Origin of the sequence: Streptomyces sp. H39-C1 (genome assembly GCF_027158125.1) — a bacterium.
Classification (GTDB): domain Bacteria; phylum Actinomycetota; class Actinomycetes; order Streptomycetales; family Streptomycetaceae; genus Actinacidiphila; species Actinacidiphila fildesensis.
This window is the reverse complement of record NZ_JAPVLS010000005.1, coordinates 179,644-192,414: the sequence shown is the minus strand read 5'-3', so window position 1 is coordinate 192,414 and position 12,771 is coordinate 179,644. Positions and strand designations below refer to the sequence as shown.

Sequence of the window (12,771 nt, the reverse complement as noted above, 5' to 3'; positions counted from 1 at the left end):
CCGGCCGCCGGTCAGCGCCCGCGCGGCGGCGGGGTCGCGCACCACCCGCGACCAGACCGTCGGCACGCCGAAGTAGAGGCTGCCGCCGGCCGCCGCGTAGGCCTGCGGTGTCGGCCGTCCGGTGTGCACCAGCCGGCTGCCGGTGCGCAGCGCGCCGAGCACGCCCAGCACCAGGCCGTGCACATGGAACAGCGGCAGGCCGTGCACCAGGGTGTCCCCGGCGGTCCACTCCCAGGCCCCGGCGAGCGCGTCGAGGTCGGTGGCGATCGCGCCGCGCGAGACCACGACGCCCTTCGGCGAGCCCGTCGTTCCCGAGGTGTAGAGGATGAGCGCGGCTTCCTTCGGCCCCGGCTCCGGGCCGCTCCAGCCAGCGCGCTCGTCGAAGTCGACGGGGAGCAGCGCCGCGCCCGAATCCCCCAGGATGTGGTTCTGTTCGGACGGCCCGGAGTCCGGCGGCACCGGGACCACGGGCACTCCGGCCAGCAGCCCGCCCACCACGGCGGCCACCGTCTCCAGCGACGCCGTCGCCCGCACCGCGAACGCCGGCGCCCCCGTCACCCGCGCCGCGACCGCGCCCGCCGCGCCGAGCAGCTCCTCGTACGAGCAGGACCGCCCCGCGACGGTCACGGCATCGGGCCGGTCCGCGCCGTCGGACGCGGTGAGGGCCGTCAGCAAGGAGGGGACGGGTGACAGCGGCACGGGTGTGCTCCTCTGAATGTCTCTATCCGAGAGCCGAGAGCCGAGCCCGGCGGGCTCGACCGGGCTCGTCCGGGCTGGACCGGGCTCGACGGCGCTCGCAGCGCAGTAGCACCGCGACTCTACGCATCGCCCGCTGGGAGGGGGCACCCCCGAAAAGAATCGGGGGTTTCCCCCAGTGCCTGACGCCGCCGGGCTCCGTACGGTGGCGTCATGGACGCCCGCGACCCGGAACTCAAAAAAGAACTCGCCGCCACCCTTCAGGCCCGCAAGGACCTCGGTGCGGAGTACGAGTCGGAACTGGTCGACTCGTTCATGGAGAAAGTGGACCAGCGCCTCGACAGCCATGTCGAGCAGCGGGTCCGCCGCCAACTGGCCGAGCAGCAGACCTCCTTCGCCCGGGCCGGCCGCAGCCCCGGCACGCCGGAGCCCAACGCGCGCTTCGCCCGTTACGGCTTCGCCGGCTTCACGATGATCGCCGCGATCCCGCTCTCCGCGATCGGTGTGGTCAACGCGGGGACCGCCGGACTGTTCATCACCTGGGCCGGCATCGTGGGCGTGAACGTCGCCCAGTCCCTCGGCCACATCTTCACGGGCGAACGCGGCGAGCGCCGCCGGAAGTCCGACGGCGACTGGGAGTAATCGCCGGCCCGCGCCGGAAAGCCGGGCGGCAGGGCAGACGCGCAAACGGGAAGCCGGGCGGACGGCGCAGGGAACCCGGGAACCCGCGGAAGAAATGGGAGCGGGGACCGCCGCACCCCCGGTCACCCGGGGGGCGGGACGACGGCGGTCCCCGCATCGGACGTGGGCCGGGTCAGGACCAGACATCACGTCCAGGGAGGGTCACCTCAGAGGTCCGGGAGCCGCTCCGGAGTTCCTGGGTGCCACATCCTGTGTCGCCGGGCTTCTCTTCCCGGCGAACACCAATGTGCCCGACCCGTGTTAAGCGCGTGCTGCGGCCGCGTGACGCCGGTGTAGCACTTTCGAATCCCTGGATGAACAGCCGGAACGGCCCCCCTGCCCGGTCCGGGCAGGGGGGCCGCATCATGCCGGGCCGGACGGGCGCCGGGGCTCCGTCGGTTACTTGGCCAGGAAGGCGAGCAGGTCCTGGCGGCTCACGACGCCGGTCGGCTTACCCTCGACGAGGACGATCGCCGCGTCGGACTTGGTGCCCAGGACCTTCATCAGGTCGGAGACCGGCTCGCCGGAGCCGACCTGCGGCAGCGGGCCGCTCATGTGCTTCTCCAGCGGGTCGCCCAGCGTGGCGCGCTTGGCGAACAGCGCGTCCAGGAGGTCGCGTTCCATGACGGAGCCGATGACCTCGGCCGCCATCACGTCCGGGTGACCGGCGCCCGGCTTCACGATCGGCATCTGGGAGACGCCGTACTCGCGGAGCACGTCGATCGCCTCGCCGACGGTCTCCTCCGGGTGCATGTGCAGGAGCTGCGGGATGCCGCCGCCCTTGTGCTCCAGCACGTCGGCGACGCTGGCCTGGCCGGTGCCCTCGTCGAGGAAGCCGTGCGAGGCCATCCACTCGTCGCTGAAGATCTTCGACATGTAGCCGCGGCCGGAGTCCGGCAGCAGGACGACGACGACGTCGTCCGGGCCGAGCTTCTCCGCGACGCGCAGCGCCGCGACGACCGCCATGCCGCAGGAGCCGCCGACGAGCAGCCCCTCCTCCTTGGCGAGGCGGCGGGTCATCTGGAAGGAGTCCTTGTCGGACACGGCGACGATGCCGTCCGCGACCTCACGGTCGTAGGCGGTCGGCCAGAAGTCCTCACCGACGCCCTCGACCAGGTACGGACGCCCGGAGCCGCCGGAGTACACCGAACCCTCGGGGTCGGCGCCGATGACCTGGACGCGGCCCTCGCTGGCGTCCTTGAGGTAGCGGCCGGTGCCGGAGATGGTGCCGCCGGTGCCGACGCCCGCGACGAAGTGCGTGATCCGCCCCTCCGTCTGCTCCCACAGCTCGGGGCCGGTGGAGTGGTAGTGCGACAGCGGGTTGTTCGGGTTGCTGTACTGGTCCGGCTTCCACGCGTTGGGGGTCTCGCGCACCAGCCGGTCGGAGACGTTGTAGTACGACTCCGGGTGGTCGGGGTCGACGGCGGTCGGACAGACCACGACCTCCGCGCCGTACGCCCGCAGTACGTTGATCTTGTCGAGCGACACCTTGTCCGGGCAGACGAAGATGCAGTGGTAGCCCTTCTGCTGGGCGACGATCGCGAGGCCGACACCGGTGTTGCCGGAGGTCGGCTCGACGATCGTGCCGCCGGGCTTCAGCTCACCGCTCTGCTCCGCGGCCTCGATCATCCGGACCGCGATGCGGTCCTTGACCGAGCCTCCGGGGTTGAAGTACTCGACCTTGGCCAGGACGGTCGCCTGGATGCCCTCGGTCACGTTGTTGAGCCGCACCAGCGGGGTGTTGCCGACGAGGCTGATCATCGAGTCGTGGAACTGCACCATTGTCTCCGGGTTCTCCGTGAATGTGCGGCAAGCCTATGGCCTAACGCGCCGACTCTCAGCTCGTCCGTGCCTCGATCGCTTCTCCCCTCCTCCCCCCTAATGTCGATCGATCACCACTACGGCACGTTGCAGTGGGCGTGTCACGGGGCAACAAGGTGTTGTACGCACAAAAGCACGGGAGGTGAGCGGGCTCGATGTCGAGGGCGAGGGTGGCACGGCGGATCGCGACCGCGGCCGCATACGGCGGCGGCGGGATCAGTCTGCTCGGCGGGGCGGCCGTGGGGGTACTGCTGGCCGAGGTGAGCCTGGCCAAACGGACGGTCGGCGGCTCCGACGACGTACCGCCGCGCGCCGACGGAAGATACGGGTCGGCTTTTTCGCACCGTACGGGTGAAGTTCCGCTCCGGCTCGGCTTCCTCGGCGACTCGACGGCGGCGGGGCAGGGCGTGCACCGGGCGCGCGAGACCCCGGGCGCGCTGCTCGCCTCCGGGCTCGCGGCGGTCGCGGAGCGGCCCGTCACCCTGGTCAACGTGGCGAATCCCGGGGCGCAGTCCAGCGACCTGGCGCGCCAGGTCGCGCTACTGCTCGACGTGGGCGCACCGCCCCCGGACGTCTGCGTGATCATGATCGGCGCGAACGACGTGACGCACCGGATGCCGCCCGCCAAGTCCGTCCGGCTGCTGTCGGACGCGGTCCGCCGGCTGCGCGAGGCGGGCAGCGAGGTGATCGTCGGTACCTGTCCCGACCTGGGCTCCGTGGAGCCGGTGTACCAGCCGCTGCGCTGGCTGGCGCGCCGGATGAGCCGCCAGCTGGCCGCCGCGCAGACCATAGGGGTGGTCGGGCTCGGCGGCCGTTCGGTCTCGCTGGGCGATCTGCTCGGACCGGAGTTCGAGGCCCATCCCCGGGAGATGTTCGGCCCGGACAACTACCACCCCTCCGCGGAGGGGTACGCGACGGCGGCCATGGCGATGCTCCCGACGCTGTGTGCCTCCCTGGGCGTGTGGCCCGAGGCGGACGAGCATCCGGACGCGCAGCGCGGCGAGAGCTTCCTGCCGGTGGCGCAGGCCGCCGTGGAGGCCGCGTCCGAGGGCGGCACCGAGGTCGTCGCGGCGATGCACACCGTGGCCGGGCCCCGCGGCCGCTGGGCGCTGCTCAAGCACCGCCGCCGCCAGCGGCTGCCGCACACGGCCGAACCGGCGGCCAGCCAGCCGTCGTCGGCCTGACGGAGCTGACGGAGCCGCTCCGGCCGGCGCCCACGCACCGGCCGGAGCGAGTACGGAGGGGGCTGGGCTAAGCGCGCGCTCAGAAAGAGTCCCGTGTCACAGCCCACAGCCCGTGACTCCTCGCGATACGTGCAGGTAACTTCCCAGAGAGTCCTGCCGCCTCGACGAGGAGTGTGTGTCGCGATGCCCGAAGCCGTGATCGTCTCAGCCGCCCGATCCCCCATCGGACGCGCCTTCAAGGGATCCCTCAAGGATCTGCGCCCGGACGACCTGACCGCCACGATCATCCAGGCCGCGCTCGCGAAGGTCCCGGAGCTGGACCCGCGGCAGATCGACGACCTGATGCTCGGCTGCGGTCTGCCCGGCGGCGAGCAGGGCTACAACCTCGGCCGCATCGTGGCCGTGCAGATGGGCATGGACCACCTGCCGGGCTGCACGGTCACCCGTTACTGTTCGTCGTCGCTCCAGACGACCCGGATGGCGATGCACGCCATCAAGGCCGGCGAGGGCGACATCTTCGTCTCGGCGGGTGTCGAGATGGTCTCGCGCAGCATCAAGGGCAGCTCCGACGGCCTGCCGGACACCAAGAACCCGCTCTTCGCCGACGCCGAGCTGCGCACGCTGGGCCGCGCCGAGAAGGGCGGCGGCGAGTGGCACGACCCGCGCGAGGACGGGCTGATCCCGGACGCGTACATCTCGATGGGCCAGACCGCCGAGAACCTCGCCGCGATCAAGGGCGTCACCCGCGCCGACCAGGACGAGTTCGGCGTACGGTCCCAGAACCTCGCCGAGGCCGCCATCAAGAACGGCTTCTGGGAGCGTGAGATCACCCCGGTCACGCTGCCGGACGGCACGGTCGTCTCCCAGGACGACGGCCCGCGCGCGGGCGTCACGCTGGAGGGCGTCCAGGGCCTCAAGCCGGTCTTCCGCCCCGACGGCACGGTCACCGCGGGCAACTGCTGCCCGCTCAACGACGGCGCCGCGGCCCTCGTGGTCATGTCCGACGTGAAAGCCCGCGAGCTGGGCATCACCCCGCTCGCCCGCGTCGTCTCCACCGGTGTCTCCGGCCTCTCCCCCGAGATCATGGGCTACGGCCCGGTCGAGGCGTCGAAGCAGGCGCTCAAGCGGGCCGGCCTGGGCATCGGCGACATCGACCTGGTCGAGATCAACGAGGCGTTCGCCGCGCAGGTCATCCCGTCCTACCGCGACCTCGGCGTGGACCTTGACCGGCTGAACATCAACGGCGGCGCGATCGCCGTGGGCCACCCGTTCGGCATGACCGGCGCCCGCATCACCGGCACGCTGATCAACTCGCTGCAGTTCCACGACAAGCAGTTCGGCCTGGAGACGATGTGCGTCGGCGGCGGCCAGGGCATGGCGATGGTCATCGAGCGCCTGAGCTGATCCACTCGTAACTCTTTCGCCGTCACGGCGTGTGATCTAAGTCGCAATCGAACCGCCCCCGGGTTGTTATACGAGCCCGGGGGCGGCTCGTTTTCGCAGGTCAGGGCGGCATCACCCGGATGGCCCAGGACCTCAGACCCGTCCATTTCGTGACGTTCCGCACTGCGAAGGGGAGAGGTTTACAGGCACAGTGATGTGTGGGGGATGTTTCGTCCACTCTCCAGTGGGCATCGCTCGGGATCACGTCAGTCGGGAGTACGTCTGTGAGCGCCCTGTTCTCCATCCTGCTGGTGGTCGCGGTCATCGCCGTGGCCCTAGGTTCCGCCGCCCTGCTGTCCGCCCGCGGCCTGCGCCGTGAGCTCGCCGCCCTGCGCGGGGATCTCGCGCTCGCCGGCACCGCCGCCGTACCGGCTGCCCGGCCGGTTCCCGCCGACGAGATACGCGCCGCCGTCGCGGACGCGCTCGCCGACGAGCGGGAGCGTGAGCTCGCCGAGGCGCGGGCCTTCTGGGCCGAGCAGGAAGCCCGCGAGTCCGCGGACACCTCGTTCTTCCGTGGCGGCATGCCCGCCGCGGGCACCGACTACGCCGAGTACGAGATCCCGACGGTGCTGCCGTTCCTGCCCCGGCAGTCCGATCTGGCCGGGCTGGAGTCCGAGCTCGCCCTCCCGGCGCCGGGCTTCTTCCCGCACCCCTCGGCGGCGCAGGACCACGCCGACTACCCGGACTTCCCGGATCTGCACAGCGCCCCCAGCCCCTCCGTCGTCGCCAACCCGGACCAGACCGCCGAGCGCCTCACCGACCTCGCCGAGGGCCGCATACCGCTCTCCGACGTCCGCCCGGGCCCGCTCGGCACGCTGGACGTGTACGTCTTCGCGGACGGCACCACGCTCTGCATGACCCCGGGCCACCGTGAGACCGCCCTCCAGCTCTCCGAGGCCCTGGAGCGCGGTGAGGTCCCCGTCCTCCTCGGCGGCTCCGCCGTGGGCGGCGCGTACGCCCTGACGTTCACCTACGGCGACGAGAGCATCTTCATCCTGGCCGACCGGGTCGTCGCCTCCCTCTGAGCGCACCCGCCCCGTCCGACCCCTCCGACCCGTCAGACCTGTCGGATCCGTCAGACCCCCGAACGCCGAGCGGCCCCGTCGATACGGACGAGGGCCGCTTCGAGCACCTCGCCGCGCTCCGGGCGCTGTTCGAGCGCCAGTGCCAGGTCGTTCCCGGCCACCGCGATCTGGTCGCCCACGGTGAAGGCACCGTCGTCCGGGATCAAGGCCGGTTCCCGGCCGGGGAATTCAAGCCGCTGTGCTTCCGCGGCCAGCCATCGTGCCAGCTCAAGGCCGGTTTCGGCGGCCCCGCCGCGCAGCCGGCTCTGGGGCAGGGCGCGAAATCGGCTCGCCAATCGGTCAACGGCGGAGCGCAAAGGAGTGCAGTCGAGCATGTCGGCGAGCGTACCGGGGGCGTGTGTTCCGGCCACGCACTCACATCCGCCTGCCATGGATGGTTGCCAACGCCCCAACAGTCAGGCACGGTGAGATGACCGGACACCGTATACCGGAGGCGCCGATGTCCCAGATCTTCTCCGAGGAAACCCACCGGAACCTGCTCTCCCGCATCCCCCATTGCACCGGCCGAGAGGTACGCGACTGGCTCCGCGCAGTCGATGACGGCCCAGCCTTCCTCCGCTTCGACGAGAAAGTCAGCTGGCTCCGCAGCGAACACGACCTGTCCTACGGACATGCCAAGGCGATCGTCCACGAATACGACTTGAGGCGGGCAGCCCGCAATCTCCGGTAGCCCCGGGCGTACGACGACGGGCCCCCAGGAGGCACTGCCTCCTGGGGGCCCGTCAGGTACGAGGTGCTCGTACGGAGTCCTACCGCCGGATCAATCCCTGAGGATCGAGATCAGCCGCAGCATCTCCAGGTAGATCCACACCAGCGAGAGCGTCAGGCCGAACGCGGCCAGCCACGACTCGTTCTGCGGTGCGCCGTAGCGGACGCCGTCCTCGATCTGCTTGAAGTCGAGCGACAGGAAGAACGCGCCCAGGCCGATGCCGATGATGCCGACGATGATGCCCAGCGGGCCGCTGCTGCGCAGACCGCCCTCGGGAGCGGCGCCGAACGCGACGAACAGCAGGTTCACCAGCATCAGCAGCACGAAGCCGATGGCGACCGCCATGCCGATGCGCTGGTAGCGCGCGGTGACGCGGATCAGCCTGGTCTTGTAGGCGATGAGCATGCCGACGAAGACCGCCATGGTGCCCAGCACCGCCTGGACCGGAGCCCCGGACCAGTACTGGTTGTACATCTTGCTGATCACGCCGAGGAAGACGCCCTCGAAGATCGCGTAGCCGATGATCAGCGCGGGGACCGGCGTCCGCTTGAACGCCTGGACCATGGCGAGCACGAACGCCACGATCGCCGCGCCGAACGCCAGGCCGTAGCTGGTGGTACTCACCGGCAGCACGGACCAGGCGACGATCGCACCGACGATCACGGTGCCCAGCGTCATACCCGTGCGCATGACGACGTCGTCCATCGTCATGCGCCCGGTCTGCGCGGGTCCGGCCGGCGGGGCCTGGTACATCTGCTGGAGCTGCTCGGGGGTGAGTTGCTGCTGGTCCGCCGTGGCGTAAGGATTGCCGCCCTGCGCGTACGGGTTACCACCCTGCGGCGCGTTCGGGTTTCCCTGCTGCGCGTACGGATTTCCCGACCCCTGCGGGGCCGCGCCCTGCTGCTGCGTGCCGAAGCCCGCGTATCCGTCCCCGCGGCTGAAGCCTCGCCGCGAGAAGACCGGGTTGCTGCTCCTCATCTCACTCCTCCATGGCCGCGCGTTACGGCGTTGCCTCAAGAGTAATGGGTTAGCAAAAGAGACGGAGTACCGCCGGAGGAGGATCTTCTGACGGGCGCCCCACGGGAGTTTTTGAGGTGCCCGGAGCCGGACTCGAACCGGCACGGCCATGAGGCCAGCGAGGTTTAAGCTCGCCGTGTCTGCGTTCCACCATCCGGGCGGGGGCGGGGTCTCGACGCAGGACGAGCGTATCGGGGTTACTGGGCCGAACAGGGCACGATCCGCGTCATGTTGTCTGATTTTAGGGGTACCTGACGCAGCCTCAAGTGGGCCTTGAGGGGGTGGATCCCGAGCCCCCGGGCCTTCACATGGCGCACACACGTCATTCGCATATGACGCGAAATCGATCACGCCGGACAGCCTCCCGGACACCACCCGGAGTCCCGCCGCGCCGTCACCGGGACCACGCTGACGGCGGACGGCCCACCGGGCCTCATGGCCCGGTGTCATCCGCAAGTAGTACAGCGGACCCCCCGGGTCCCTCCCAGGACTGCCCTCGGAACAGCAGTCTGGGCTGATCCCCGGAGCGGATCCGGCCGTCACGATGGAGTAGTCGTCGTTCACCCCACTTCAGGAGCCGCCCCGTGACCCCCACCGGAACCACTTCCCGCACCTCGATGGTGGCGGCCCGTGCCACGGACCTCAGCAAGGTCTACGGCGAGGGAGAGACCCGGGTCGTCGCTCTGGACGGTGTCTCGGTCGAGTTCCGGCGCGCGGAGTACACGGCGATCATGGGTCCGTCTGGCTCCGGCAAGTCCACGCTGATGCACTGCATGGCGGGGCTCGACTCGGTCTCCGCCGGGTCGGCGCGGATCGGTGAGACGGAACTGGCGTCGCTCAAGGACAAGCAGCTCACCCAGTTGCGCCGGGACAAGATCGGCTTCATCTTCCAGGCGTTCAACCTGCTGCCGACGCTCACCGCCGCCGAGAACATCACCCTTCCGATGGACATCGCCGGTCGCAAGGCCGACCAGCAGTGGCTCGCCCAGGTGATCGCTACGGTGGGGCTGGCCGACCGGCTGTCGCACCGGCCGAACCAGCTGTCCGGCGGCCAGCAGCAGCGCGTGGCGGTCGCCCGCGCCCTGGCGAGCAAGCCGGAGATCATCTTCGCCGACGAGCCGACTGGCAACCTGGACTCGCGCTCCGGCGCCGAGATCCTCGGCTTCCTGCGGAACTCGGTGCGTGAGCTGGGCCAGACGATCGTGATGGTCACGCACGACCCGGTCGCCGCGTCCTACGCGGACCGGGTGATCTTCCTCGCCGACGGCCGCGTCGTCGACGAACTGCACGACCCGACCTCGGACGGCGTCCTGGAGCGCATGAAGCGTTTCGACGCCAAGGGCCGCACCAGCTGAGCCGGGCGCACCCCGCCGCCCCCTCCGCACCCCAACACGCCCCCGACTCCGGCCTCCGGTTCCCCCAGCCCCTCAGTGGCCGCCCGCGCCGCAGCCCTGCCGTGGTGCCGCTCCGCCGTGCCTCCGCGCTGCCGTCGTGCCCCTCACGCACGCCCGCCGCACCGCCGCCCGACCGAACGAACCAGGACTGATCCCCATGTTCCGCACCGCCTTGCGCAACGTCCTCGCGCACAAGGCCAGGCTGCTGATGACCGTGCTCGCCGTCATGCTCGGCGTCGCCTTCGTCTCCGGCACCCTGGTCTTCACCGACACCATCGGCGACGCCTTCAAGAAGAGCTCCGCCAAGAGCTACGAGAACGTCTCCATCGCCGTGAAGCCCGGCTTCGCGGCCCGGTCCACGGGCACGGCCGGCCAGGACGAGCGGCCGCAGCTGACCCAGCGTCAGCTGGACACCGTGCGGGCACTGCCCGGCGCGGCCTCGGCCACCGGCAGCGTCTCCGGGTTCACCGCCGTCGCCGACAAGGACGGCAAGCTGATCGGCAACGGCTGGTCCACGCGGGGCGGGAACTACTCGGCCGGCAAGGACGGCACCGACTCCCGTTACGCGCTGACGGACGGCCGCGCCCCGCAGAAGCCGGAAGAGGTCGCGGTCGACAGCAAGACCGCCGACCGCGCGGACCTCCAGGTCGGCGACACCGTACGGATGTCCGTCAACGGGCCGGTCATGCACCAGACCGTCACCGGCGTCTTCGACACCGACGACGGCAACGTCGCGGCGGGCGGCAGCCTCGTCCTCTTCGACACCGCCACCGCGCAGAAGCTCTTCGCCAAGCCCGGCCAGTACGACGAGATCGACGTCCGGGCGGCGCCCGGCACCAGCCAGGCCGTGCTCAAGGCCGAGGCCGAGAAGGCACTGCCCGAGGGCACCGAGATCGTCACCGGACAGAAGCTGGCGGACGAGGAGGCCGCGCAGATCTCCCAGGCGATGAGCGGTCTGAACACCGGGCTGCTGGTCTTCGCCGGTATCGCGCTGTTCGTCGGCATCTTCATCATCGCCAACACCTTCACCATGCTGGTCGCCCAGCGCACCAAGGAGCTGGCGCTGATGCGGGCGGTCGGCGCGAGCCGCCGCCAGGTGACGCGCTCGGTGCTGATCGAGGCGTTCGTGGTCGGCCTGACCGCCGCCGTCGTCGGCCTCGTGACGGGCATAGGGATCGCGGTCGGCATGCGGTCACTGCTCGGCACGACCGGCGCGACGATGCCGGACGGACCGCTGGTCGTCGCTCCCGGCACGATCATGGCGTCGCTGGTCGTCGGTGTCGCCGTCACCATGCTCGCCGCCTGGCTGCCCGCCCGCCGGGCGTCCAGGATCGCGCCGGTCGCCGCGATGAGCAGCGTGCACGCCCCGGCCACCACCAGGAGCCTGGTGCTGCGCAACACCCTCGGCGCACTGCTGACCGGTGCGGGCATCGCCCTGGTGCTGGCCGGCGTGGGCATGGGCATGGACAGCGGCAAGCTGCCGCTGGGCGCCGGCGGCGGGCTGCTGCTGATCGGGGTGTTCGTGCTGACGCCGCTGCTGTCGCGTCCGGTCATCGCCGCGGCGGGACCGCTGCTGCGCCCGTTCGGCGTCACCGGCAAGCTCGCCCGGCAGAACTCGGTGCGCAACCCGCGGCGTACCGCCGCCACCGCGTCGGCGCTGATGATCGGCCTGACGCTGATCACCGGTCTCACGGTGATCGCGACCTCGGTCCAGAAGGGCATCGACAGGATCGCCGCGGACTCCATCAAGGCCGACTACACGATCAGCATGGTCAACCGCGTCAACGGCCTCTCCCCCGAGGTGGCGAAGACGCTGAGCGGGCTCGGCGACGTGACCGCGTCCAGCCCGATGCGGGAGGCCTGGATCGAGCTCGGCGGCGGCGACCACCCGGTGACCGGCGTCAACACCCGCTCCATCGCACAGCTCGTCAACCTCGACTTCACCAGCGGCTCGATCGGCGGGCTCGGCGGCACGACCGTCGTCGTGGACGACAAGACCGCGAAGGACGGCGGCTGGAAGGTCGGCGACGCCCTGCCGACCGTCTATGACGACAAGGCCAGGGGCACGCTGACGGTCGGCGGCATCTACCAGGGCAACAACATCCTCAACGGCGTCCTCGTCGACACCGCGACCCTCGACCCGCACCTGTCGAAGATCTCCGACACGCAGGTCATGGTGAAGACCGCCGACGGCGCGAGCGCCGCCACCAAGGACGCCATCGAGAAGGCGCTGGGCGACAACCCGGCGATCAAGGTGCAGGACAAGGCCGATATCTCCAACGAGGCCGGCGGCATGATCAGCATGATGCTGAACATGCTCTACGGGCTGCTCGCGATGGCCGTGATCGTCGCGGTCCTCGGTGTCATCAACACCCTGGCCATGTCGGTCTTCGAACGCTCCCACGAGATCGGCATGCTGCGGGCGATCGGCCTCGACCGCCGGGACGTCAAGCGGATGGTCCGGTTCGAGTCGCTGCTGATCTCGCTGTTCGGCGCGGTGCTCGGGATCGGGCTCGGGGTCTTCCTCGGCTGGGCCGCGGGCCGGCTGATCGCCGGCGGCATGGACACCTACACGATGGTCCTGCCGTGGGACCGGATCGCGATCTTCCTCGGCGGCGCCGCCGTGGTCGGGGTGCTGGCCGCGCTGTGGCCGGCCCGGCGCGCGGCCCGGCTCAACATGCTCAGCGCCATCAAGGCGGAGTAGCGGGCTCCGTGCATCGCCGCCGTGGGGGGTACCGGGT

The 12,771-nt window shown here is 70.6% G+C and carries 11 protein-coding genes and 1 tRNA gene; 7 read left to right on the top strand and 5 right to left on the bottom strand.

What is annotated here, in order from left to right; translation table 11 throughout:
- Positions 1–699: AMP-binding protein (locus O3W51_RS05750; protein ID WP_443048242.1), on the bottom strand; the 699-nt coding region annotated here is incomplete at its 3' end.
- A gap of 210 nt (positions 700–909) precedes the next feature.
- Here O3W51_RS05750 and O3W51_RS05745 point away from each other — a divergent pair.
- The gene (locus O3W51_RS05745) at positions 910–1,338 is read left to right on the top strand and encodes a hypothetical protein (RefSeq protein ID WP_138356108.1); all 429 of its coding nucleotides are present in this window, start codon (positions 910–912) and stop codon (positions 1,336–1,338) included.
- Between the two features lie 438 nt (positions 1,339–1,776).
- Here O3W51_RS05745 and O3W51_RS05740 read toward each other — a convergent pair whose 3' ends face one another.
- Positions 1,777–3,156 (bottom strand): cystathionine beta-synthase, encoded by a 1,380-nt coding sequence (locus O3W51_RS05740; protein ID WP_138356140.1) that lies wholly within the window; start codon positions 3,154–3,156, stop codon positions 1,777–1,779.
- A gap of 197 nt (positions 3,157–3,353) precedes the next feature.
- Here O3W51_RS05740 and O3W51_RS05735 point away from each other — a divergent pair, with 197 nt between their 5' ends.
- From O3W51_RS05735 to O3W51_RS05725, 3 genes are all read left to right on the top strand, one after another.
- On the top strand, positions 3,354–4,382 hold the full coding sequence (locus O3W51_RS05735; RefSeq protein ID WP_269284247.1) for an SGNH/GDSL hydrolase family protein: 1,029 nt from the start codon (positions 3,354–3,356) through the stop codon (positions 4,380–4,382).
- A 183-nt stretch (positions 4,383–4,565) separates the two neighbouring features.
- Entirely contained in the window at positions 4,566–5,786 is a 1,221-nt protein-coding gene (locus O3W51_RS05730) for an acetyl-CoA C-acetyltransferase (RefSeq protein WP_138356106.1), read from the top strand.
- A gap of 263 nt (positions 5,787–6,049) precedes the next feature.
- Positions 6,050–6,850, top strand: a complete 801-nt coding sequence (locus O3W51_RS05725; protein WP_138356105.1) for a hypothetical protein — start codon at positions 6,050–6,052, stop codon at positions 6,848–6,850.
- A 50-nt stretch (positions 6,851–6,900) separates the two neighbouring features.
- On the opposite strand, the gene O3W51_RS05720 is transcribed toward O3W51_RS05725, so the two are convergent.
- Positions 6,901–7,260 (bottom strand): hypothetical protein, encoded by a 360-nt coding sequence (locus O3W51_RS05720; protein ID WP_381584789.1) that lies wholly within the window; start codon positions 7,258–7,260, stop codon positions 6,901–6,903.
- Positions 7,261–7,349: 89 nt separating this feature from the next.
- On the opposite strand from O3W51_RS05720, the gene O3W51_RS05715 reads away from it, so the two are divergent.
- The gene (locus tag O3W51_RS05715; RefSeq protein WP_138356104.1) at positions 7,350–7,580 is read left to right on the top strand and encodes a DUF4287 domain-containing protein; all 231 of its coding nucleotides are present in this window, start codon (positions 7,350–7,352) and stop codon (positions 7,578–7,580) included.
- A 90-nt stretch (positions 7,581–7,670) separates the two neighbouring features.
- Here O3W51_RS05715 and O3W51_RS05710 read toward each other — a convergent pair whose 3' ends face one another.
- Positions 7,671–8,597, bottom strand: coding sequence for a Bax inhibitor-1/YccA family protein (locus tag O3W51_RS05710; protein ID WP_138356103.1), 927 nt, complete (start codon positions 8,595–8,597; stop codon positions 7,671–7,673).
- A 117-nt stretch (positions 8,598–8,714) separates the two neighbouring features.
- Positions 8,715–8,796 (bottom strand) — tRNA-Leu (locus O3W51_RS05705).
- A gap of 457 nt (positions 8,797–9,253) precedes the next feature.
- On the opposite strand from O3W51_RS05705, the gene O3W51_RS05700 reads away from it, so the two are divergent.
- The gene (locus O3W51_RS05700) at positions 9,254–9,991 is read left to right on the top strand and encodes an ABC transporter ATP-binding protein (RefSeq protein WP_138356138.1); all 738 of its coding nucleotides are present in this window, start codon (positions 9,254–9,256) and stop codon (positions 9,989–9,991) included.
- 196 nt (positions 9,992–10,187) lie between these two features.
- A complete protein-coding gene (locus tag O3W51_RS05695; protein ID WP_138356102.1) occupies positions 10,188–12,734 on the top strand; it encodes an ABC transporter permease in 2,547 nt (848 codons plus the stop codon).
- The last annotated feature ends 37 nt before the right edge of the window (positions 12,735–12,771 follow it).